This is a genomic window from Alcanivorax sp. S6407 (genome assembly GCF_023016115.1).
GTDB lineage: Bacteria > Pseudomonadota > Gammaproteobacteria > Pseudomonadales > Alcanivoracaceae > Alcanivorax.
Genome location: NZ_JALKBH010000002.1, coordinates 623,421 through 647,001, shown reverse-complemented (window position 1 = coordinate 647,001; position 23,581 = coordinate 623,421). Strand labels below are relative to the sequence as shown.

General features: G+C 59.8%; 21 protein-coding genes. 2 read left to right on the top strand and 19 right to left on the bottom strand.

The genetic code is table 11. The features are described 5' to 3' along the window. Positions 1–404: 404 nt before the first annotated feature. From MWU49_RS06145 to MWU49_RS06090, 12 genes are all read right to left on the bottom strand, one after another. Complete coding sequence (locus MWU49_RS06145; RefSeq protein ID WP_246969490.1) at positions 405–701, bottom strand: hypothetical protein; 297 nt, start codon at positions 699–701, stop codon at positions 405–407. A gap of 356 nt (positions 702–1,057) precedes the next feature. Next, positions 1,058–1,327, bottom strand: a complete 270-nt coding sequence (locus MWU49_RS06140) for a DUF493 domain-containing protein (RefSeq protein ID WP_246969488.1) — start codon at positions 1,325–1,327, stop codon at positions 1,058–1,060. Between the two features lie 3 nt (positions 1,328–1,330). Further along, positions 1,331–2,206, bottom strand: coding sequence for a D-amino acid aminotransferase (locus tag MWU49_RS06135; RefSeq protein ID WP_246969486.1), 876 nt, complete (start codon positions 2,204–2,206; stop codon positions 1,331–1,333). A gap of 48 nt (positions 2,207–2,254) precedes the next feature. Next, positions 2,255–3,415: a D-alanyl-D-alanine carboxypeptidase family protein gene (locus tag MWU49_RS06130; RefSeq protein WP_246969484.1), complete on the bottom strand. Its 1,161-nt coding sequence runs from the start codon at positions 3,413–3,415 to the stop codon at positions 2,255–2,257. Positions 3,416–3,639: 224 nt separating this feature from the next. Continuing rightward, a complete protein-coding gene (locus MWU49_RS06125) occupies positions 3,640–4,515 on the bottom strand; it encodes a septal ring lytic transglycosylase RlpA family protein (RefSeq protein ID WP_246969482.1) in 876 nt (291 codons plus the stop codon). Then, positions 4,512–5,561 carry a lytic murein transglycosylase B gene (gene mltB, locus MWU49_RS06120; protein WP_246969480.1) on the bottom strand — a complete coding sequence of 350 codons (1,050 nt, stop codon included), beginning with the start codon at positions 5,559–5,561 and terminating at the stop codon, positions 4,512–4,514. The genes MWU49_RS06125 and mltB overlap by 4 nt, the downstream gene beginning before the upstream one ends. A gap of 63 nt (positions 5,562–5,624) precedes the next feature. Next, positions 5,625–6,770, bottom strand: coding sequence for a rod shape-determining protein RodA (gene rodA, locus MWU49_RS06115; protein WP_348646692.1), 1,146 nt, complete (start codon positions 6,768–6,770; stop codon positions 5,625–5,627). Then, positions 6,767–8,686, bottom strand: coding sequence for a penicillin-binding protein 2 (mrdA, locus tag MWU49_RS06110; protein WP_246969478.1), 1,920 nt, complete (start codon positions 8,684–8,686; stop codon positions 6,767–6,769). The genes rodA and mrdA overlap by 4 nt, the downstream gene beginning before the upstream one ends. A 29-nt stretch (positions 8,687–8,715) precedes the next feature. Then, complete coding sequence (gene rlmH, locus MWU49_RS06105; RefSeq protein WP_246969477.1) at positions 8,716–9,186, bottom strand: 23S rRNA (pseudouridine(1915)-N(3))-methyltransferase RlmH; 471 nt, start codon at positions 9,184–9,186, stop codon at positions 8,716–8,718. Between the two features lie 3 nt (positions 9,187–9,189). Next, positions 9,190–9,552: a ribosome silencing factor gene (rsfS, locus tag MWU49_RS06100; protein WP_246969475.1), complete on the bottom strand. Its 363-nt coding sequence runs from the start codon at positions 9,550–9,552 to the stop codon at positions 9,190–9,192. After that, positions 9,549–10,217, bottom strand: coding sequence for a nicotinate-nucleotide adenylyltransferase (gene nadD, locus MWU49_RS06095; RefSeq protein WP_246969471.1), 669 nt, complete (start codon positions 10,215–10,217; stop codon positions 9,549–9,551). The genes rsfS and nadD overlap by 4 nt, the downstream gene beginning before the upstream one ends. Positions 10,218–10,279: 62 nt before the next feature. After that, positions 10,280–11,536: a glutamate-5-semialdehyde dehydrogenase gene (locus MWU49_RS06090; protein WP_246969468.1), complete on the bottom strand. Its 1,257-nt coding sequence runs from the start codon at positions 11,534–11,536 to the stop codon at positions 10,280–10,282. A gap of 453 nt (positions 11,537–11,989) precedes the next feature. On the opposite strand from MWU49_RS06090, the gene MWU49_RS06085 reads away from it, so the two are divergent. After that, positions 11,990–13,279 carry an alpha/beta hydrolase gene (locus MWU49_RS06085; RefSeq protein ID WP_246969465.1) on the top strand — a complete coding sequence of 430 codons (1,290 nt, stop codon included), beginning with the start codon at positions 11,990–11,992 and terminating at the stop codon, positions 13,277–13,279. A gap of 159 nt (positions 13,280–13,438) precedes the next feature. Here MWU49_RS06085 and MWU49_RS06080 read toward each other — a convergent pair whose 3' ends face one another. The 4 genes from MWU49_RS06080 to leuS form a co-directional block, all read right to left on the bottom strand. Further along, a complete protein-coding gene (locus MWU49_RS06080) occupies positions 13,439–14,290 on the bottom strand; it encodes a class I SAM-dependent methyltransferase (RefSeq protein ID WP_246969463.1) in 852 nt (283 codons plus the stop codon). Between the two features lie 572 nt (positions 14,291–14,862). Beyond that, on the bottom strand, positions 14,863–15,864 hold the full coding sequence (gene holA / locus MWU49_RS06075) for a DNA polymerase III subunit delta (protein ID WP_246969460.1): 1,002 nt from the start codon (positions 15,862–15,864) through the stop codon (positions 14,863–14,865). Then, entirely contained in the window at positions 15,865–16,356 is a 492-nt protein-coding gene (lptE, locus tag MWU49_RS06070) for an LPS assembly lipoprotein LptE (protein WP_246969457.1), read from the bottom strand. It abuts the gene before it with no gap. A gap of 112 nt (positions 16,357–16,468) precedes the next feature. After that, positions 16,469–18,904, bottom strand: a complete 2,436-nt coding sequence (gene leuS, locus MWU49_RS06065; RefSeq protein WP_246969454.1) for a leucine--tRNA ligase — start codon at positions 18,902–18,904, stop codon at positions 16,469–16,471. Positions 18,905–19,088: 184 nt separating this feature from the next. Here leuS and MWU49_RS06060 point away from each other — a divergent pair, with 184 nt between their 5' ends. Further along, positions 19,089–19,700, top strand: a complete 612-nt coding sequence (locus tag MWU49_RS06060; protein WP_246969451.1) for a YdcF family protein — start codon at positions 19,089–19,091, stop codon at positions 19,698–19,700. Positions 19,701–20,021: 321 nt separating this feature from the next. On the opposite strand, the gene MWU49_RS06055 is transcribed toward MWU49_RS06060, so the two are convergent. The 3 genes from MWU49_RS06055 to MWU49_RS06045 all read right to left on the bottom strand — a co-directional run bounded on the left by MWU49_RS06055 (position 20,022) and on the right by MWU49_RS06045 (position 23,576). Continuing rightward, positions 20,022–20,447, bottom strand: coding sequence for a TIGR01244 family sulfur transferase (locus MWU49_RS06055; protein ID WP_246969448.1), 426 nt, complete (start codon positions 20,445–20,447; stop codon positions 20,022–20,024). A gap of 136 nt (positions 20,448–20,583) precedes the next feature. Continuing rightward, complete coding sequence (gene sulP, locus MWU49_RS06050) at positions 20,584–22,344, bottom strand: sulfate permease (RefSeq protein ID WP_246969445.1); 1,761 nt, start codon at positions 22,342–22,344, stop codon at positions 20,584–20,586. Continuing rightward, positions 22,344–23,576, bottom strand: a complete 1,233-nt coding sequence (locus MWU49_RS06045; RefSeq protein ID WP_246969442.1) for an FAD/NAD(P)-binding oxidoreductase — start codon at positions 23,574–23,576, stop codon at positions 22,344–22,346. Before MWU49_RS06045 ends, sulP begins: the two co-directional genes overlap by 1 nt. Positions 23,577–23,581: the final 5 nt, after the last annotated feature.

The window sequence follows — 23,581 nt, the reverse complement described above, 5'->3', positions numbered from 1 at the left end:
GACAGCGAGGCACTGAGATGCTGCTGGCACAGGTCTTTGTCAGAACCTGTAGGAGCTTGCCTGCAAGCGATCCTCGCCTCGGCGAGGTAATAAGTTTCGAGTTACGAGAAGTGAGTTTCGAAAGGCCAAGATTAAAACCCCGCGCCTGACCACCGGTTTTAGATTTTCGAAACTCGGTACTCGAAACTCGCTTCTGGAATCCTTACCTCGCTTAGGCTCGGATCGCTTGCAGGCAAGCTCCTACAGCGGTTCCATCCTTGGCGTCAGGCGTCAGGCGTCAGGCGTGTTGCTTGTTGCGTGAAGCGTGTTGCGGTCGCGGAGCGACATAAAAAAAGCCCGGTGGGGGAACCGGGCTTAAGGCAGACCCCTTTCGGGGTAACAACAGTCAAACAGATTGGTTCTGGTCAGATCAGGCGGTTGCCGGTTTTTTCGTTGACCAGATGAAGATTCAGTTCCTGAACACTGACGCCGTATTCGATGCCGTCATCGTCTTCAAGATTGATGGTGTTGAAAGCGTCGAAATGCACCGGGGCACCGTTGACGCGCTGAAGGATGTCGGGGCTGCGGGGCATTGCAGGGACAATATCCTTGGCTGCAGGCATGGTATGAATGCGTGCGATTGGCTCGGCAGATGGCGTAATGCTGTAACCCACCAGTACCAGCAGGATGCCGACCAGACTGAGCAGTGAAAGAACTTTCATGCGTTGCCCCCAAAATTTTTGTTATGAGACCAAATTAAAGGGACGAATGGTCGAATCCAAGGCATGGTTGGTGGGGCTTCGGTGTCTGGCTGTGACGTCCGGTTACCGTGTGTAAGAGCCATATCAATGGCTATGCAGAAAAAAATATGCAAGATGTCGGACGCCAGAAGCCAGACGCTAAAACCCTACAAAATCAGGGGTTTTTCTTTTGCGTCAATGTCAGGTGGGGCCGTGGTGTTGGAGGGAAGGAGAAAGATTCGCCTTTGATTTTTATCAACGCATGCCGGTCCGGGGGCGGTTGAAGGTACGCCGGATTTTGACTTTCTCGTCAGGCATCCGGCGTCCAGCCTTTGGCGTTAAATCGTCATCTTCACATGGGGGCACTCATTCAGTGCCTTGTAGATGGCTTCCACCTGGCCGCGGTGGCGCATGACGACCTGGGCAGTGAAAGAGACAAAGGTGCCCTTGCTGCTCGGTTTGCTGGTCAGGTGCGCTTCGGCTTCGAAATCCTCCAGATGGTTGGAAAGGATTTCGATCAGCGCTTCTTCCAGGGGCGCATCGGCGGCGCCCATGACTTTAAGCTGCATGGCGTGGGGAAATTCCCACAGATGTTCCTGGATGGCCATGGGTTACTCCTGGTCCTGGTGGCCGCACAGGCGGCGTTTGAAACTGACGTAGTGGCGGGCCACGGTTTTCCACAGTGGGCCCGGTGTCCCTGAGCCTACCGGGGCATTGTTGAGCTGGATCACCGGTACAATTTCCTTGGTGGAGCTGGTAAACCAGATTTCATCGGCCTGGCGTAGCTGACTCTCGGTGATTTCCTGCTCCTCCACCGGTATATGGTGGCGATGACACAATTCCACAACCAGGTCGCGGGTGATTCCGCCAAGAATGGCATGGCTTTTGGGCGGAGTGATGACCGTGCCCTTGGCCACAATAAATACATTGCTGGCAGAGCCTTCGGTAACGAAACCGTCGCGCAGCAGGATGGCCTCGCTGGCGCCGGCGGCCACCGCTTGCTGGCGTAGCAGGCTGTTGGGCAACAGCGAGACGGATTTGATATCGCAACGTGCCCAGCGGATGTCATCCAGGGTAATGGCCTTCGAGCCGGCGGCGGTTTCCGGGCTGTCAGCAGCAGGAACCGCAATCTGCCCGGTCATCATGAATACGGTAGGTGGCACCGGAGGATTCGGGAAGGCATGGTCGCGTTTCTCGGTGGCCCCCCGGGTGACTTGCAGGTAGACCGACAGGTTGCCGCCCCCGTTATGTTCTATCAGCTCTTCGCAGATCTGGCGCCACTGTTCGCGGCTATGCGGGTTGGTGATGGCCACCTGGGAAAGGGAACGCTCGAGGCGAACCAGGTGTTCCTCAAAGCGGAACAGCACACCGTTGTAGGCCGGGATGACTTCATAGATGCCATCGGCAAACAGAAAGCCCCGGTCCAGGGGGGATATGTGTGCGTCCTGCGGGGCCATGAAGGCGCCGTTGAGGTAAACCTTTGACATGGGCTTTCCCGGTTGGGGTGCCGGCGTGGCCGGCACCCACGGCAATGTTTAGAACAGGCTCTGGAAGAACATCAGGATGTGGTGCCAGATTTTGGTCAGAAAACCGGCTTCCTCAATGCTTTCCAATGCTACCAGTGGTTTTTCCACCAGGACTTCGTTGTCCATGCGCACGGTTACGGTGCCGTACTGTTGACCCTGATTGATGGGCGCCTGCAGCTGCGGGTTCACCGTGACTTCGGCCTTCAGGTTTTCGTGGCTTTCCTTGGGAATGGTGAGAATCAGGTCTTCAGCCAGACCGAGGCGGACCTCACGCTGTTCACCCATCCACAGTTCTGCGGTATCGAGGATATCGCCGGCACTGTAGGCCTTGTAGGTTTCGAAGAAGCGGAAGCCGTAGGTGAGCAGCTTCTGGGATTCCCGGGCACGGGCGCCTTCCGAGTCGGTGCCCATGACCACGGCGATCAGGCGCATGTCACCGTCCTTGGCGGATGACACCAGGCAGTAACCGGCCTCTTCGGTGTGGCCGGTTTTCAGGCCATCCACACGCTCGTCGCGCCACAGCAGCAGGTTGCGGTTCTGCTGGGTGATGCCATTGTAGGTAAATTCCTTCTGGGCATAGGTGTCGTAATGCTCCGGGAAGTCACGAACGATGGCGCGGGCCAGGGTGGCCATGTCTTTGGCTGTGGTGAAATGATTCTCTGCCGGCCAGCCGGTGGCGTTCATGAAATGGGTGCTGTGCATCCCCAGGCGACGGGCGTGCTGATTCATCAGGTCTGCAAAGGCGTCTTCAGAGCCCGCCACAAACTCGGCCATGGCCACACTGGCATCGTTGCCGGACTGGATGATGATGCCCTTGAGCAAGTCGCCGACACTGACCCGGGTTCCTTCCTTGATGAACATCTTGGAACCGCCCATGCGCCAGGCCTTGACGCTCACTGGCGCCATGTCGTCTTCCGACAAATTGCCTTTCTGCAGTTCGGCTTCAGCAATATAGGCGGTCATCATCTTGGTCAGACTGGCCGGAGGCAGGCGTTGCTCGGCGTTGTGCTCGACGATGATGCGGCCGCTGGCTGCATCCATCAGCAGATAACCGCGGGCATCAATCTGCGGAGCTCGGGGTACCATGCTGGCGCTGGCCTGCACGGTCATGAGAGAACCAATAAAAGCAAAAAGAACAAAAAAAGAGCTGCGTATCGACTGGGAGCGCATGGTTATCTGCCTGTAGTTCCTTGTCTTCCTGACAAAATGAATAGGTAAAAGGGCCGGTTTGCAGGGATTTGACACGAAAATCGCAAATAATTCCCCGATTGCCGGGTGCGGTACCTTAATGACACCGTCCCATGACCTGATGATGGGCGCATTTTAGGGCCTGGGTGTCAGAATTTGTACCGCCCGGTCACTGTTGTAGGACGATGCATCACGGCTAGAGGATATTACGGCTTCACCGGCATGGGGCGGTCAAAGCCCGCATCGGCAACCTGCTGGCGCATCTGCTGGCGGCTGCTGTCGTCCCGATAGGGGCCCAGCCACACCCGAAACAGTGCTTGCTGCTCGCGGATTTCGGCTTCCAGTCCAAGTTGTTCACGCAGGGACTGGCGCAAGCGCTCTGCACTGCTGCGATCCTGGAAGGCGCCAGCCTGCAGGTAAAGCTGTTCGGTGAGCGGGGTGCTGGCGGTGCTCGGCGGTGGGCTGTCCACAGCAGCGCGCACGGCGGTGGGTACGGTACTGCCACCGCTACCCGTGTTGCTGGGGCTGAGCGCTTCGACACGGACCCGCCCGGTGCCTGCCTGCTCGATACCCAGGCGCACAGCGGCGGCCCAGGACAGGTCGATGATGCGGTTGTCATGGAAGGGGCCGCGATCATTGACGCGAACGATCAGATTCTTGCCGTTGTCCAGGTTGGTGACGCGCACGTAGGTCGGTAGCGGCAGACTCTTGTGGGCGGCAGTGAACTGGTACATGTCGAAGGCCTCACCGCTGGAGGTGCGGTGACCATGGAATTTCTGTCCATACCAGGACGCATTGCCCTCTGCTACGTAACCCTCGGCATTCGGCAGCACGTGGTAGGTTTTTCCCCACACGCTGTAGCTGTCCATGTTGCCGTACTTGCTGCGCGGCTCCTGCTTTGGCACAGGCTCGGGCAGGGCGGATACGTCACGCTGCTCATGGGGAGCGGTGTCCTGTTGCAGGCTGTAACGATCGGAACCCGGGGCGCCATTGGGATCCTTCTGGCTGCCCGAAGGGGGCGGGGCCGTTGCACAGGCGCTAAACAGGGCGCTAGCGGTGACCAGGGTTACCAGGCGTTTCATTGCGTGTTCTCCAGCGCGGCGGCCAGCTGTCGGGACAGTTGTAGCACGGCCATGGCGTAGAGGCGACTGTGGTTGTAGCGGGTGATGGTATAGAAATTGTCAGTGGCCAACCAGAACTCGGCGCCGTCAGTGCCTTGCAGATCGAGCAAGGCGACGCGGGTGTTGTCGGGGAGGTCAAAGCAGTATTCGCTGGTGATGGCAGCGTCACAGCTCAGTGGGGTGACGCCGGCCTGGCTGGCCTCGGCCAGAGTAAAGCCGGGCTTGTAGCCTTTCTTGGCAAGCGGCTTGAAGCCCTGGCCCTTGAGTTGCGCCCGGGCAGCCACAGGCAGGCCCGGGGTCCATTTGTGTTCGCTGAAATAGTTGGCCACGGAGCCGATGGCATCTACCGGGTTGTTGACCAGATCGGTGACGCCATCATTGTCGAAATCCACCGCGAAGGCCTGGTAGCTGGTGGGGATAAATTGGCCGAAGCCCATGGCGCCGGCATAGGATCCTGTGATGCTGTCGGCATCAATATGGGCCTGTTGTTCCAGCTCGAACAGTGCTTTCAGCTGTTTGGCGAAAAACGTGCTGCGCGGCGGGTAGTCAAAACCCAGGGTGGCAAGGGCATCAACCACCCGGTAGGTGCCCATGTGCTGACCATAGCGGGTTTCCACGCCAATGATGGCAAGGATGATCTCCCGCGGCACGCCGTAGGTCTGCTCCGCGCGGGTCAGGGTGTCGGCGTGGGTGTTGGCAAATTCCACTCCTTTCTGTACCCGGCTCTCCTGCAGGAAGATCTTTTGGTAAGTGGCCCATGTGTGCGTCTTTTCCGCTGGTCGGGCAATGGATTCGAGAATCTTCGGCTGGCATTCCGCACTACCCAATACGGTACGAATGCGTTGCTCGTCCAGGCCCTGTTTGACCAGATCGGCGATCATGGTTTTGGCCGCAGGCCGTTCCAGGTAGGCACTGTTTTCCGGACAGGTATGCTCCAGTTCTGCCTGGGCGGTGAGCGCGGAGAGGGAAAACAGGGTACCGATAATGCCTTGATGAATACGCCGCAAAGCGATTACTCCTTGTTGTCTTTTTTGCTGCTCCGCATGTCGAGTGAAGCGTGCAGCGTATCGTCAATATCCAATCAGCCGGCGGTGGGTCTGGATCGACATCAGCATCCCGAAGCTGGCCAGCAACGTCACGATGGAGGTGCCGCCATAACTTACCAGCGGCAGGGGTACTCCCACCACGGGCATCAGTCCGGTCACCATGCCCATGTTGACGAACACGTAGATAAAGAACGTCATGGTCAGGCTCGATCCCAGTAATCGGGAAAAGGTGTCCTGCGCCTGCCAGCTGATGAAAAACCCTCGCCCGACAATGATCAGGTACATGATCAGCAGCACGCACACTCCAATCAGCCCGAACTCTTCACTGAGTACCGCGAGGATGAAGTCGGTGGAGGATTCGGGCAGGAAATCCAGTCGCGACTGGGTGCCATCCAGCCAGCCCTTGCCGTCTATGCCGCCGGAGCCGATTGCTGTCTTGGACTGGATAATGTTCCATCCAGTTCCCCGCGGATCCGCTTCCGGGTTCAAAAAAGTGTCTACCCGGTTGCGCTGGTAATCATGCATCACGAAGAAGTACATCAGCGGCGCGGCAGTGACGACCACAATGACGGCCACCGCAATCAGGCGCCAGGACAGGCCAGCCATGAACAGCACCACCAGGCCACTGGCAGCAATCAGGATGGCGGTGCCGAGGTCCGGCTGCAGGCCAATGAGCATGGCGGGCAGACCGAGCAGAAGCAGGGCGCCGACCACATCAATCAGTTTGGGAGGCAGGGTGCGTTCACTGAAGAACCAGGCGACCATGGCAGGTACCGCCAGTTTCATCACTTCCGAAGGCTGGAAACGCCCCAGACCAGGAATGGACAGCCAGCGTTGTGCGCCCTTGGCTTCAGTGCCTGCCACCAATACCAGTACCAGCAGGACCAGGCCGATGGTGTAAATAACCGGAGCCCAGAAACGGTAACTGCGGGGTGGGAACTGGGCGAGCACAAACATGGCGGTGAGGCCGGCACCAAAGCGGATGCACTGGCGGATGACCAGTTCCATGCTTTCGCCGCCGGCGCTGTATAGCACCGTGAGGCCGCCGAGCATGAGCAGCAGCAGGCCAGCCAGCAGGGGGGCATCGAGATGAATTCGCTCGGCCAGACCGGGAGACAGGGACGCGCCGCTCTGCCCCGGCATCTGGCGGAAAAATTCGCGCTGGCTCATGGGGTCTCCTTGCTGGCGGCGTCGCTGCTGTCAGCAGCCGGTTCCTGTTCCGCGCTGACCTGATCGGCAAATATTGTTGGCACGTTCAGCTTGCCGGCGTCGTCAAGCAACCAGGCATCCATGACTTCCCGGGCCACGGGGCCTGCCGTGGAGCCGCCATGGCGGCCGTTTTCCACCAGCACGGCCACAGCGATGGCGGGTTTGTCCGCCGGGGCAAAGGAGACCATCAGGGCGTGATCCAGCATGCGCTCGGCCAGTTCATCTTCGTTATAGGTCTCGTCCTGGCCCACGGAAAACACCTGGGCGGTGCCGGATTTGGCGGCGATGGGGTATTGGGCGTCCACCGCCATGATGCGGGCAGTGCCCTTGGGGCCGGTCACATCCACCATGGCATTGGTCATCTTTTCCCAGTTGCTTTCGTCCTGCAGTATCAAATCGGTTCGTTCCACTTCCTGCCGCTCGCCGGCCAGCGTGGGGATCACCTGTTTGCCATGGTTGGCGGTGATTGCTGTGGCGGTAGCCAGCTGCAGAGGGGTGGCCAACACAAAACCCTGGCCAATACTGGCGTTGATGGTATCACCGTGGAACCAGGGGCGATTGCGGAACGCTTTCTTCCATTGCTTGGAGGGCATCAGGCCCTGGGACTCATTGTCCAGATCAATGCCGGTGGTCTGCCCGATCGAAAACTGGTTCATGTAGTCGTGCATGCGATCAATGCCCAGCTTGAAACCCATGTCGTAAAAGTAGGTATCGCAGGACTGTACTACCGCCAGGTGCAGATCCACGCGGCCGTGCCCCCAGCGCTTCCAGTCGCGGTAACGATGGGGGTCGTTTTCCAGCTGATAGTAGCCCGGGTCCCGAATGCTGCGCTGCCAGTTGGTGACGCCAGCATCCAGTCCGGCCAGACCGAGCATCGGCTTGATGGTGGAGCCGGGCGGGTAGCGGCCCTGCAGGGCCCGGTTGAACAGCGGGTTGTCATGGTCGTTGCGGTACGCAGAGTAATCCTTGTGAGAGATACCGGTGACGAACAGGTTGGGGTTGAAACCGGGGCGACTGACAAAGGCAAGCACGCTGCCGTCGCGGGGATCGATGGCGACGACGGCGCCGCGGCGGTCGCCCAGCGCATCGTAGGCGGCTTGCTGAACGCGCATGGAGAGGCGCAGGCGCAGATCCTGGCCCGGCACGGGCGGCTGTTCTTCCAGCACCCGCAGGATACGACCGCGGGCATTGGTCTCTACCTGACGGTAGCCCACCCCGCCGTGCAGGCGATCTTCATAGAATCGCTCGATGCCGGTACGGCCATAGAAATGCGTGCCAGCATAGTCCCGTTGTTGGTCCAGGTTCATGGCATCCAGATCCTGGGCATTGATGCGGTTCACGTAGCCGATCACATGGGAGAACAGGATGTCATGAGGATAGTGCCGTACCGGGTCTGCAGAAATCCGCAAGCCTTGCAGGCGATGCTGGTTGACGACCAGGCGGGCGATTTCCTCCTCCGTGAGTCGGCCACGGAGGGGTACCGGTTCCCAGGGACGGCGGGCGGCCCGGCGGCGTTTTTCGAAACGCTCCAGGTCGCCTTCATCCAGCTCTACCAGCTTGGCAACCTCCACCAGAAGATCATCCAGATCATGGGTCTGCTCGATGATCACTTCCAGAGAAAAGTCCGGTCGGTTTTCCGCCAGGATGATCCCGTCCCGGTCGGTGATCAGCCCCCGCGGCGGGGATACGGCCTGGGTCTGCACCCGGTTGTTATCACTGAGGGTGGTGTAGCGGCTGTGTTCAAAAATCTGTAGCCAGACCATGCGGCTGACCAGGATGCCGGTGAGCAGCAGCACAAGAAAGACGCCCACGACCAGGCGCACGCCAAATATGCGCTGTTCATGATGGTGGTCTTTCAGGGTTAACGGTCGACGCATGTTGGCGTTAGCGCACACTCATATAAAGGTCAGCGATGATAGGGGTGGCCGGTCAGCAGCGTCCAGCCACGGTAGAGCTGCTCGGCCAACAATACCCGCACCAGCGGGTGCGGCAGGGTCAGCTTGGAGAGGCTCCAGCGTTCATGGGCGCTGGCGGACAGTTCGGCACAGAGCCCATCGGGGCCGCCGACCAGAATAACCAGATCTTGTCCCAGATCCTTCAGTTCACCCAGTTTACGGCTGAGCGCGGGGGTGTCCAGTGCTCGACCCAGCACTTCCAGTGCTACCACCTTGGCGCCAGGGTGTTTTTCCAGCCGTTTGCGGATGGCCTCGGCTTCGCTGCGGATCTGGCTGGTCGTGTCTCCCTTGCTGCGTTTGGGCATGGGGATTTCTTCCAGCTCCAGGCGCATGTCTGGCGGCATGCGCTTCTGGTACTCGGCAAACCCTTCAGTGACCCAGCCAGGCATACGGGTGCCCACTGCCAGCAGAAAGATGCGCATGGCTCAGGCGTCTTGGTCCTGGCTGCGATCCGGGTGGTGATCCGGGTTACGCCACAGGCGCTCCAGATCGTAGAACTCGCGGGTGGCCGGCAGCATCAGATGCACGATGACATCGCCGAGATCCACCAGGATCCATTCGCCGGTATCCTCGCCTTCACTGCCGATGGGGGGATGGCCGGCCTGTTTGGCTGCATCAATCACGTTGTCGGCCAGGGCCTTGACGTGGCGGTTGGAGGTGCCGCTGGCAATCACCATGTGATCTGCCATGCTGGTCATGTCGCGCACATCCAGTTCGGTAATTTTCTGGGCTTTCAGTTCTTCCAGGGCGTTGATGACCAGGGACAGAATCGGGGTGTCTGCGCTCATGGTGCCTCGTGTTTGGTTGATGTTGTCTTGTTCGCCACATTATACAGGTGATGACGGCGAATATGGGCGCTGACGGCCGGATCCAGAGCCGGGCAGTCGCCTTTTTGTTGCAGGGCCTCGCGAATGGCCGTGGCCGAGACATCCAGAAACGGCCGTTTCAGCATCAGCCGCAGCCCGCAGGACTGCTGGCGCAGCTGGCCGGCATCACTTTCCGGAAAAGCACTCTGCACTTCAACGGTGGCAAGTTCGCAGTCCGGTCGCGGCACCACTGCCAGATGGCACAGGCGGGCGTAATCCTGCCAGTGGTGCCAGCGGTGCAGGGTGGCAAAGCTGTCCGCGCCGATCATGAAAACCAGCGGGCGCTCCGGGTTCTGTTGCCGGAAGTGACGCAGGGTATGGAGGCTGTAACTGGGGCCATCCTGGCGCAGCTCCCAGTCATCCACCACCAGTTCCGGGTAGTCCCGGCAGGCCAGCCGCAGCATGGCCAGACGCTCTTCGCCATCGGCCATGGGTTGCGCCTTGTGGGGCGGCACGGCATTGGGCAGCAGGTGCACAGGGGCATCCCCCAGCACCTTCGACACCGCCCGCGCCGCACTGATATGGGCACGATGCACCGGATCAAAGGTGCCGCCAAAGAGCACCAGCGGGACACTGTCACACATCATGCGACACGCACCGCGCTGGTAAATGGCACCGCGTGTTGCGTGTTGCGTGGAGCGTGCCAGCGTTATTGCCTGATATGCCCATCACCCAGCACCACCCATTTCTGGCTGGTCAGGCCTTCAAGTCCCACCGGACCACGGGCGTGGATCTTGTCGGTGGAGATGCCGATCTCGGCGCCCAGGCCGTACTCGAAGCCGTCCGCGAAGCGGGTGGAGGCATTTACCATCACCGAGCTGGAATCCACTTCCGTCAGAAACTGGCGGGCGCGGGTGTAGTTTTCGGTGATGATCGCCTCGGTGTGCCCGGAGCTGTAGCGATTGATGTGCTCGATGGCATCATCCATACCCTTGACGATCTTCACCGCCAGGATCGGTGCCAGGAACTCCTCGCTCCAGTCCGTCTCTGTGGCTTCATTCATGCCAGAGACAATGCTGCGGGCCAGTTCGCAGCCGCGAAGCTCCACGCCAGCTTCAAGATAGCGCTCAGCCAGCTGCGGCAACACCTGGCCGGCGATGGCGTTGGCCACCAGCAGGGTTTCGGTGGTGTTGCAGGTGCCGTAGCGCTGGGTCTTGGCGTTGTAGGCCACTTCGATTGCCTTGGTGATATCGGCCTGATCATCGATATAAGTATGGCAATTGCCATCCAGGTGCTTGATCACCGGTACCCGGGCGTCGTTGCTGATGCGCTCGATCAGGCCCTTGCCGCCACGGGGAACGATCACATCCACAAACTCGGGGTGGCTGATCAGCTCGCCAACGGCGGCGCGGTCGGTGGTTTCCACTACCTGTACGGCGGTGTCTGGCAGGCCGGCATCGCGCAGGCCGATGCGGATGCACTCGGCGATGGCCTGGTTGGCATTAATGGCCTCGGAGCCGCCGCGCAGGATGGCGGCATTGCCGGATTTCAGGCACAGGGCGGCGGCGTCGATGGTCACATTGGGCCGCGACTCATAGATGATGCCGATGACACCCAGCGGTACCCGCATCTTGCCCACCTGAATACCGGACGGGCGGTAGGCCAGATCGGTGATGGTACCCACCGGGTCGGCCAGGCTGACGATCTGCTCCAGACCTTCCACCATGCCGTCGAAACGGGCCGGAGTCAGTTCCAGACGGTCAAGCAGGGCGGCATCCAGGCCGTTCTGGCGGCCGTTGTCCAGATCCTGCTGATTGGCTTGCAGAATGGCGCTGCGGTGGCTGCGCAAGGCGCTGGCAATGGCGGTCAGAGCCTTGTCCTTGTCGCCAGAACTGGCGCGGGCCATGGCCCGGGATGCCTGACGAGCCTGCTCGCCCAGACGCTGCATGTATTGCTGGATATCCATAGAGTCACAAACTGAATCAGGTAAAGAGCGGCATTATAGCGAACCGGGGCGGCTCTGGATAACTCCCTGTGCGGCGTGGCGGGGATTTCCGGCATCTTGCCTCTAGCCTCCGGCATAGCACGGAGGACTGCCTGTTGGGCGTTGGTGCTTTGTCGCCCGGGCGAACCGCACGGGATTTAAGCGCTTTACGCTTTAATACAAATGGTTAAGAATTGAAAAGCTTTGCTACATAGGAAGGTCGGGCCTCATTTTCAGCGCATATGCACTTTGTTTTGCATCTGCCCAATAGGGGGAGAAAGACCTGACAGGTAGCGCTTTTGTAGTTGATGATTTGGCACACGATGCCTGGTGTGCACCGGGGAGCGGACATTCGCTGTGCTTCCTGTACCAGTACCGATAACAGAAATGGCGCCATCGGCGCACAACAACAAGAACAACAAACGGAGCCAGCCAATGGGAATTCGTTACGAGGAATATACCCGCTCCTCCATCAAGGCAGAGCCGCTGCAGATGTGGGTGGGGAAATGGCGCATTGATTATCTGGCATTCGCGCATCCCGATAATGCCCACAAACCGCCGTTGCTGGTGGTAGGTGGAGCCTTCCAGAACTTCACTTCCTACAAGTACTGCGTCGAGCGGATCTATGAAGATTTTCCGGTGGTCCTGGTGGATCTGCCGTCACTGGGGAATAACACCCAGATCGCCCCGGATCTGAGCATGGAGGATCTGGCGGATCTGCTGTATGAATTCTCCCGCCTGTCCGGCCTTGCCAAGGTGCACCTGATGGGCCTGTCACTGGGTTCCGCCATTGCCAGCACCTTTGCCTACAAATACCCGCAGGCCACCGGCAAGCTGATTGTGGCGGGCATTGTTACTCGCCCGCGCAAGAGCTGGCGAATGCTGGTGGATGAATCCAAGCGGGTGCTGGGTGAAGGCCGCATGGATGAGTTCAGTCAGGCGGTGGTGCTCTACCTGGTCAACTATAACCGGCTCAAGGAAACCGGCATTACCCCGACAGCCCGCAAACTGTTCTACCGGCAGATGAAGCGTCTGTCCGAGAACGAGCAGGAGCGCTACGTGATTAACGGCAGCCGCCTGTTGTCGGTAGAGGGCCTGCTGGGCTATCCCGAATGCGACACCCTGGTCACCACCGGCGAATACGACAGTTTTACCCTGCCCTGGGAAAATGCTTCCTTTGCCGAGAAGTGCCCCAATGCCCAGTTCGTGCTGATCAAGGGGGCGGATCATTTGCCGCAGTTGGAAAAGCGGGAAGTGTCACTGGATCTGTTCTCTACTTTCCTGCGCGGCGAGTCCATCGAGAACGTGGAAGGTACGCGTTACTTCAAAAAAGGCGAAACCCGAAATCTGGAGCGTCGCCGTGCAGAACGCCTGATTCCCTGTAACAGCCACGGCCACGTGACCAGCGAATCGCGCATCGGTGACCAATATCGTTTCAACAAGCCGGTAAAGGTGGTGGATATCAACTTCTTCGGCTGTCTGATCAAACTGGATGAGCCGGGTTTCTCCCTGGCCGACCATGCCCGTGACTGCACGTTGACCATGGAAAGCCCGGACCTGAAGCTGGATCTGCTGGTGTTTGACTATGACGGCGAAGGTTACCTGCGTTGCCTTTTCAAACACGGCAACATCGCCCTGGCCGATCGCTTCACCGAACTGCTCAAGGACAGCCAGTATTTTTTGAGCCCCGGCCGTGATGACAAGGTGCACCGGATTTACGGCTAAACTGAAAAGCAGTTAACAGTGAATAGTTAACAGTGAACAGCTGCGCGAGCAGGTGTTTCCGCCGCGTAAAGCAAAGAGGCCGCGCCCGAATTCGGGTGCGGCCTCTTTCGTTTGGACCTTTCTTTTTGCCTTTAGCTGTTAACTGTTAACTATTCACTGTTAACTGCCTTTATACGCTTCCATGATCCGTACCATGGGATTACCGCGGGTTTCGGGGATGGGGAGCTGGTCGTAGTAGTTCGCCGGATTGTGGATTTTCAGGTCGTCGAAGCCGAGCTGTTTGAAGTGGTTGATGGCTTCGTCGTCGGCATGGAAGTGGAAGCCGACCTGGCTGCGCGATACTGCGCCGAGCATGTTACCGAGGACTTTCAGGGTGCGGTAGAAGGGCATGCCGCGATAGAGCGGATAGTTGTCGGTGAGATAGGTGCCCTGCGGGAAGGCCTTCAGTGCGGTTGCCAGCGTTTTCCAGAATTCGGAAATGACGGGTAACGGGAAATAGTTCACCAGCCCTTCAGTGATCACTACCACGGGTTTGCTCTGGTCCAGTTGGCCCAGAACATGATCAAGGCTGAGTTCGCCGTCTTCGGCAAAGATATTGATGGGCATTACCCGGTGACGATCACTGAGTACCTGATGTTCTTTCAGCAGTTGCTGTTTGCGACGGGCCATGTCCGGCAGGTCGGTTTCGATATAGGTGAGCTGCGGATACTGCTGGCAGAAACGGTGCCCCCGCGGTGACAGGCCGCAGGCAATTTCCACTACCTGGCTAACCCCGCTTTCAATGAGCTGGTGCAGGCGATGGTCGATGAGGTGGTGGCGCTGCAGCAGAAAGGTGCGGATATTCCCGCCGACAATATGACGGCCCACATATTCAAACGGCGCCAGGGCACCATACAGGAAGGCGCCACCGCGGGTGCGGAAGAAGGGCGCGGAGATGCCATCGCGGGTCCACACGTGGCCGGTATACAGGGCGGTAAAACTGATGGATGAGGTATCGCGGGGTTCGCTCATTGTTGTTCTGCTGCTGTTCATCGTGGACAGACAGGCTAGCAGAGTTTGGTGATCCGGTGAGGGCTATTTGGGCCAAATGATCAGCTGTGAGCTACGAGCTACAAGCTACAAGCTACAAGCTACAAGCTACAAGCTACAAGCTACAAGCTACAAGCTACAAGCTACAAGCTACAAGCTACAAGCTACAAGCTACAAGCTACAAGCTACGCTTGATTCGATGGGGAAACCCGGAAAAGTTCCCGGCTTTCTGTATTTCTACGAAGCTGCTGTGGGAACGTAGCGTAGCAGAGTAACGCACGCAGTGCGGCCCGAAGGGTGAGCGAAGCGAATAACTTGCCTGCAAGCGATCCGAGCCCAAGCGAGGTAATGAGTTTCGAGTTACGAGTACCGAGTTTCGAAAAGCAAAACCCTCGTCCTGGAATCAGGTTTGGGTTTTGATTTTCGAGACCCGCTTCTGGAATCCTTGCCTCGCCAGGGCTCGGATCGCGGTCGAACGACCGCTCCTGCGGCAGGTTCTAGCCGGCGTATGTTGTATCGATGCAAAGAGGCATCAGCCACAAGCATAGCTATCGCTACCTTTCCATGCTTCTCGGCAGTGGCTTGCCGGCCAGGCGCAGGGCCAGGTTGGTGATGTGTTGCCAGGGGTCGCCCTTGGCCATGCCTTTGACGCACTGATCGGCGCGGATGGCGCTGGCCTGGGCGGCGCGCAGTTGTTGCGGATTCAGGCGCTGGGCCTGGGCCTGCATGGCGCGGGCGCGTTGTGGTGGCAGCCGCGGTGGCGGGCCGCCGGCGATCATGCCGTCCAGCATGCGGATATCGCGGCTCAGGGCCCACAGAAGCACCGGCGGTTCCACCCCTTCGGCCTTCAGGGTCTGGATAATGTGCAGAACCCGGTGCGGATCGCCCTGGGCGGTGGCTTCGGTGAGGTCAAAGGGAGAGTAGCGGCTGGAATCACCTACCGCCTGCTGCACATCTTCCGGGCTGACCTGGCCGTTTTCTACCAGCAGCGACAGCTTGTCCACTTCCTGGGCGGCGGCCAGCAGGTTGCCTTCACTGCGTTCGATCAGCAGGGCCATGGCGTCATCGCTGGCATGCAGCCCGCGGCTGGCAAGCCGGTCCTGCAGCCAGTTACGCAGATTGTTGCCTTCCACCGGCCATACTTCGATGATGGCGCCAACCTCATCCAGGGCTTTCACCCAGGCACTGTTCCAGTCCTTGCGGCGATCCAGCTTGGAACAATGGATCAGCAGCAGGGTGTCCGGCGAGGGCGCCGCGAACAGGTCACGAAGAATCTGGCTGCCGTTCTTGTCTGGACGTTTGTTGCCCAGTACCAGCTCCAGAATTCGCCGCCCGCCGAACAGGCTCATGCTCTGCGCCTCATTGAGCAGGGCATTCCAGTCGATGCCGGTGTCGGAAGAAAAACGGTGGCGCTCCTCGAACCCCTGGTCCCGGGCGGCTCGGCGCAGGTCATCGAGCAATTCCTGCTGTTGCAATGGCTCATCTCCGGCCACCAGGTAGACCGGTTTCAGTTCCGCTGACAAATGCTTGCCGAGTTGCTCCGGGCGCAGGCGCATTTAGTAGGGCTCCCAGCGCTGTGAGGCGGTGGCGATCTGGTTGATCAGCCGGATGGTCATGTCCTCATAGAGGTCATCGCGCACCAGATCCTCTTCGTCGGAGGAGGCGGTGGCGTTTTCCGGGTACCAGGGCAGGGTGCGAATGGCGCGCAGCCGGGTCGGGGTGGTCAGCAGGGCGCCGGTCTTGCGATCCAGGATATGCCAGTAGAGGGTGTAGCGCAGTTCAATCTCTGCCTGGCGGCCCTGGGCATCCACGGCAGAGGTTCGCCGCATCCAGTCCTCGTCATCGATGACTAACAGGTAGGGGGCTTCGTTGTGCACCAGTACCCCCTGTTTTTCCAGCTGATCTTCCAGAGCGTATTTCAGTTTGGTGGTGGCGCCCTGAATGGTCAGGGTTTCCAGATTCGGCTGATTGGTGACGCCGCGCAGCTGCCAGCCGCAGGCACTGAGCAGCAGGGTAAGAAGCAGGGTGGAGAGCGCGGCAGCCTTCATGGAGACCTCAGATTTGGGCAGCAGTTGAATGCATCAAAGGCGGAGAATCCCCGGGAAAGCCCCGCCAGGTTCAGTGGCGGAGATCGGCTTGCGCCGATGTCCGCCCTTCAGCTTAATTGGCAACGATATTGACCAGCTTGCCGGGTACCACGATGACCTTGCGGATGGTCTTGCCTTCCGTGAATTTCTGCACATTGGGCTCATCTTTGGCAAGGGCTTCCACGGCATCCTTGTCGGCATTGGCCGGCACGTTCAGCTTGGCGCGTACCTTGCCGTTAACCTGTACCACCAGCTCGATGCTGTCTTTCACCAGGGCGCTTTCGTCGACGCTCGGCCATGCCGCCGTCAGCACGGTGTCATCATGGCCCAGGGCCTGCCACAGGGCATGGGCGGCGTGGGGGATGATCGGGGCCAGCAGCAGCACAGCGGCTTCCAGTGCTTCCTGTTTGACCGCGGCATCACCTTCGAAGCGGCTGACGTCATTGATCAGCTCCATCACCGCGGCGATAGCCGTGTTGAAGGTATGGCGACGGCCATAATCATCACTGACTTTCTGGATGGTTTCGTGGGTCTTGCGACGCAGGGCCTTGGCGTTGTCGTCCAGGGATCCCGTGTCCAGTGCAGCGGGCAGACCGCCTTCCACATGCTCGGCAACCTGGCGCCACAGGCGTTTGATAAAGCGAGAGGCACCTTCCACGCCGGAGTCATTCCATTCCAGTGACTGTTCTGGCGGTGCGGCAAACATGATGAACAGGCGTACGGTATCAGCACCGTACTGCTCGATCATTTCCTGCGGATCCACGGTGTTGCCCTTGGACTTGGACATCTTGGCGCCGTCTTTCAGCACCATGCCCTGACACAGTAGTTGCTTGAACGGCTCATCGGAATTCACCAGGCCAGTATCGCGCAGCAGTTTATGGAAGAAGCGCGAGTACAACAGGTGAAGGATGGCGTGTTCGATGCCGCCGATGTATTGATCTACCGGCAGCCAGTAGTTGGCCGCCGCCGGGTCCAGCATGGCCTGGTCGTTCTGTGGTGAGCAGTAACGCGCGTAGTACCAGCTGGACTCCATGAAGGTGTCGAAGGTATCGGTTTCGCGCAGGGCTGCCTGACCATTGAAAGTGGTCTTGGCCCATTCCGGATCCGCCTTGATCGGGCTGTTCACCCCGTCCATTTCCACATCGGTGGGCAGCACCACCGGCAGCTGATCCGCCGGAGTGGGGTGCAGCTCGCCGTCTTCGGTTTCCACCATGGGGATCGGAGCACCCCAGTAGCGCTGACGGGAGACACCCCAGTCGCGCAGGCGGTAGTTCACTTTCTTCTCGCCCAGGTTGCGCTCGCTCAACCAGGCGGCGATAGCGTCGAAGGCTTCGGCGGAGCTCTTGCCGCTGAATTCGCCGGAATTCACCAGTTTGCCTTTTTCTGTGAACGCCTCGCTGTTCAGATCGATAGCTTCATTGTTGGCAGGCTCAATCACCTGGGTGATGGGCAGGCCGTATTTCTGTGCAAATTCATAGTCACGCTGGTCATGGGCGGGCACGGCCATCACTGCGCCGGTGCCGTAGCCCATCAGCACGAAGTTGGCGATCCATACCGGCACCTGTTCGCCGCTGATCGGGTGAGTGGCGGTGAGGCCGGTGGCGATGCCTTTCTTCTCCATGGTGGCCATGTCGGCCTCGGCCACCTTGGTGTGCTGGCACTCTTCCACGAAGGCGGCAATGTCGGCGTTGCCCTTGGCGGCTTTCTGTGCCAGCGGATGGCCGGCGGCCACCGCCACGTAGCTGACGCCCATCAGGGTATCCGGGCGGGTGGTGTAGACACGCAGCGGCTCTTCACCTTCGATGGCAAACTGAAGCTCGACGCCTTCGGAGCGGCCGATCCAGTTGCGCTGCATGGTCTTGACCTGTTCCGGCCAGCCATCCAGCTGGTCCAGATCCTTGAGCAGCTCGTCGGCGTAGTCGGTGATCTTGATAAACCACTGGGGAATGTTCTTCTGCTCCACCGGGGAGTCACAGCGCCAGCAGCAACCGTCGATGACCTGCTCGTTGGCCAGTACGGTCATGTCATTCGGGCACCAGTTCACAGTGGACTGCTTGCGGTACACCAGGCCTTTTTCGTAAAGCTGGGTGAAGAACCACTGCTCCCAGCGGTAGTATTCCGGGGTGCAGGTGGCCAGTTCCCGGTCCCAGTCATAGCCGAAGCCCAGGCGCTTCAGCTGGCCCTTCATGTAGTCGATGTTCTCGAAGGTCCACTTGGCCGGCGCCACCTTGTTCTTGATGGCGGCGTTCTCGGCAGGCAGGCCGAAAGCGTCCCAGCCCATGGGCTGCATCACGTTCTTGCCCTGCATGCGCTGGTAGCGGCTGATCACGTCACCGATGCTGTAGTTGCGCACATGGCCCATGTGCAGACGACCGGAGGGGTAGGGGAACATGCTCAGGCAATAGAACTTTTCCTTGCCGGCCTCTTCGGTGACCTTGAAGCTTTGGTTATCCTCCCAGTACTGCTGGGCTTGGGCTTCGATCTGATCGGGGCGATACTGTGCGTCCATCGGGTCTCTTTCTGATCACAAAAACAACTGGAAATGGGGTGCGGAACCTTTGAACGGCCTTACGGCCTGAAAGATCAAGGGTCACCGGTAAAGGAGACATAGGATACATGAGCTGGGCACGGATTTCTCAATGCTCTGGAGGGATTGGGCGTTTTTGTCGGACCGGATCTGCGGGGGCTGGCTCATGGCACTGACCTGGCTGGCCCTGATGGTGCTGGTGGGGGCGACGCTGCCTGCCATTGTGCGGGGGTTTCTGCCTCCTCTGCCGCGAAGGAACTCCGGCATTACCCCTCAAGCGGTGGTGGTGCTGGGGGCGGGTCGGCGTCAGCATAATGGCCGCTTTTCTCTCACTACCCGCGGGCTGCGCCGGCTGCAGCTGGCAGCACGGTTGGCCCATGAGCATGGTCTGCCGTTGGTGGTGAGTGGCGGCCTGAAGAAAGCCATGGCGGCCCGGGAGCCGTCAGAATCCGAGTTGATGGCAGAGCAGGTTCGCCGTCGCTGGCCGCACCTGACGGTGTTGCAGGAAAACGAAAGCCGAAATACCTGGGAGAATGCGGTCAAGACGGCGGAGCTGCTGGCGGATCAGCGTATCGATGAAGTGATTCTGGTCAGTGATCGCACCCATCTACCGCGCGCTTTGCTGTGCTTCCAGAGCCAGGGGGTGCTTGCCGAAGCCGCCTGGCAGAAACGCCTGCCCAAACAGGCCTGGCGCCCCTCCGCCGGTGCCCTGACCATGGTGCCGGAGATCTGGTACGAGTGGCTGGCGCTGGTGTGGTATCACCTGCGGTATTTGTAAGAGACGCAACAAGCTACAAGCTACAAGCTACGCTTGATTGGAAAGGCAAACCCAAATAGTTCCCGAGCTCCTTCATTTCTAAGAAGCCGCTGTAGGAGCGAGCCTGCTCGCGATCCGAGCCCAAGCGAGGTAAGGATTCCAGAAGCGAGTTTCGAGTACCGAGTTTCGAAAATCAAAAGACAAATGGCGGGGAGAGGGGGTTGAGGTTTGGCCTTTCGAAACTCGCTTCTCGCGACTCGAAACGGTTTACCTCGCCTGGGCTCGGATCGCCTGCAGGCAGGCTCCTACGGGGGAAGCTGCCTGCGACTCTGCAAGGGGCTGCTACCCGCGACGCTGATCCAGTCGTCCCACCAGACCACTCAGATCATAACCCGCGTCGGCGGCGGTCTTGAGGATGGTGTCGTTGTCCAGTTCATCGGCCTGGCTCAGGGCCCACAGGGTGGTGCAGCGGGTGCCGGTGCGGCAGAAGGCCAGTACCGGGGTTTCGGCGAGAGAGACGATGGCGTCAAAACCGTCGATGTCGGTTTCGCTGATGTTGCTGCCCACGACTGGCTGATGGGCGTATTCCAGCCCGGCCGCTTCTGCGGCGGCGGCCATTTCTGCACTGCTGGGCTGATCATCCGCTTCGCCGTCCGGGCGGTTGTTGATCACCATCTTGAAACCTGCCCTGGCCAGTTCGGCCATGTCTTGCGGTTGCAGTTGTGCGGCAACAAACAGGTCGTCAGTCAGTTTCTTGGTGGTCGGCATGGCAGGCTCCTGGCCAGAATAAAATTTTACCTCAGCGCTCACTGGATTCACGGAATGGAAACCGGGATTGCTCTCCGTCTTCGTTATGGCTTTTCGTGGCCCGGGGAGCGCTGAGATGAAAGGGTGTCGAGTGCCCTCAGCTTACTGGGCTTTTATTGCTGTGCAAGTCATGGCCCGCCTTTTCGAGGCATTCCGGTGCCAGATCTTCCACCGCCTTGTAGTGAGTCAGGTAAATATTGCCGCTCAGGTGCTCGGGAAAGTGCGCCAGTTTCAGCTGGTCCATCACGGGGCCCTTGATCTCGGAAAAGTGCAGGGTGACCCCGGCATCACTGAGGCGCTGGTTGAGGCTCAGCAGACCGTCCACTGCGCTGGCGTCCAGGTGGTTGATGGCGGCGCCGTTGAGGATCACATGTTCGGTCTGCGGGCGCTGCAAGGCGGCATCGTAGATCTGGTCTTCAAGGCGGCGGATGTTGGCGAAGTACAGCGCTTCGTCGATACGCAGGCTGAGAATCTTCGGTGATACCCGTACCTCGTGACGCTGCACATTGCGGAAATGCTCGGTGTCCGGGACCTGGCCGATCTCCGCCACGTGGGGCTGGTTGGTACGCCACAGATACAAGACAAGGGAACTGATGACCCCGGCCATGACCCCGGCTTCCACGCCGACGCCGAGCACGCCCAGGATGGTGATGCTCATGGCGGCAAAATCCAGTTTGGAAAAATGCCAGGTGTGTTTCAGGGTGCTGATGTCGACCAGGGACAGCACGGCGACCACGATGGTGGCAGCCAGGGTCGCCTTGGGCAGAAATACGAACAGGCCGGTGAGGAACAGGGCGGTGAGGGCAATGCCTACTGCGGTGAAAACACCGGCCATGGGGGTCTGGGCGCCGGCATCGAAATTCACTACCGAGCGGGAAAAGCCTCCGGTGACCGGGAAACCACCACTGAAGGCGCTGGCCAGGTTGGCAGTGCCCAGGCCCATCAGTTCCTGGTCCGGGTTGATACGCTGGCGTCGTTTGGCGGCCAGGGTCTGGGCCACGGAAATGGATTCCACGAAACCGATCAGGCTGATCAGAATGGCTGGCACTAGCAGCTGCTGCCAAAGGGCCGGATCCAGGCTTGGCATCACTAAACCGGGTAGGCCGCCGGGGATGTCGCCGACAATGGCCAGGCCGCCCTCATCCAGTCGCAATGTGGCGGTGAGCAGGGTGGTGACGAGAACAGCCAGCACCGGGCCGGCCTTGCTGGTCAGGTCTGCCCAGAAGGGTTTGAAGCCGATCTTCAGCAGCAGCGGTTTGAAAGCTTTGCGTACCCAGAACAGGAACAGGGTGGCACCACCGCCCAGCGCCACGGTGGGCCAGTGTATCTCGCCAATATGCGCATGGAAGGAGAGCGCCAGTTGATAGAGGTTATGGCCACTGAGCGGCACGCCGAGTAGATGCTTGAGCTGACTGGCAGCAATCAACAGGCCGGAGGCGGTGATGAAACCACTGACTACCGGGTGTGACAGCAAGCTGGCAATCCAGCCGAGCCGAAATAGTGCCATGAGAACCAGAAAGGCGCCGGACAGGGTGGCGAGAAGAATGGCGGCGGTCAGGTATTCGGTGGTGCCCGCGGCGGCAATTTCACTGGCCGCGGCAGCGGTCATCAACGAGGCCACCGCCACCGGGCCTACCGCCAGCGTGCGGCTGGTGCCGAACAGGGCGTAGGCCACCAGTGGCAGGATACTGGCGTACAGTCCCACCTCCGGCGGCAGCCCGGCCAGCATGGCATAGGCCAGGCTCTGCGGAATCAGCATGATGGTGACGATAACGGCGGCAACCCCGTCCTGGGCCGCCGTTTGCCGATTGTAGTCGGGCAGCCATTGGGAGGCCCCCATCCATGCGGGTAGTCTCATCAGAGCTTGTCCGGTTTGGCCAGCCACTCATGGCCTTTCAGCATCATGCTGAAATAGATACGCGGCATGGCATAGCGTTTCAGCCACCACATACTGGTGCGAGCCACGGCGGGGTTGAGGGGAAAGCTGGGTTGCAGCTTGCCGCCGTAACCGAATTCCGCCAGCACCACCTTGCCTTTTTCCACGGTTAGCGGGCAGGCGCCGTAGCCGGCGTAGCGTGCGGCCATGGGTTGTTTGTCCAGCCAGGCGAGCAGATTCTCGGCCACCACCGGAGCCTGCTTGCGCACGGCCGCGGCAGTCTTGGCATTGCTGGCCCCACAGACATCACCAAGGCTGAACACGTTGGCATAGTGGGGATGTTGCAGGGTGGCTTCATCCACGGCCACCCAGCCGCCTTCATTGGCCAGTTCGCTGTTGCGAATAAATTCCGGTGCCCGCTGTGGCGGTACCACATGCAGCATGTCGAAGGTTTCGGTGCGTTCGCGGGGGCTGCCGTCTTCGTCGGTTTCCCTGAAGGTGGCGGTCTTTGCCGGGCCATCCACGGCAATCAGCTCGCTGGTGAATTCCAGATGGGCGTTATAGCGCTTCACGTATTCCATCAGCGGCGGCACAAAGTCGGCGACCCCGAACAGCACGCCGCCGGTGTTGTGGAAGTGCACATCAATCTTGTCCAGGCAGCCCTGTTGTTCCCAGTGATGGCAGGACAGATACATGGCTTTCTGGGGAGCGCCGGCGCACTTGATGGGCATGGCGGGCTGAGTGAACAGGGCACGTCCCTGTTTCAGGTTCTGCACACACTCCCAGGTGTAGGGTGCCAGGTCATAACGGTAATTACTGGTGACGCCGTTCTTGCCCAGGGTCTCTTCGAGACCGGCGATGGCTCCCCAGTTCAGCTCAAGACCCGGAGCCACCACCAGACTGCGATAGCTGAGATGCTGACCATTTTCCAGCTCTACCTGACTCTGTTGTGGCAGCAGGCGGGTTACCCGGCTGCGAATCCATTTGGCATTGTTCGGGATCAGGGACGCGGTGGATCGGCAGGTGTCTGCCGGATTGAAACAGCCACCGCCTACCAGGGTCCAGGCCGGCTGGTAATAGTGTCGATCGCTGGGTTCCACAATGGCCAGTGACAGGGAGGGCTTGCGCTTGAGCAGGCTGGCGGCAGCCGCCAGTCCGGCAGCCCCGCCACCCACGACCACCACATCCCAGAGAGCAGTGTCATCCAGTGGCATGATGG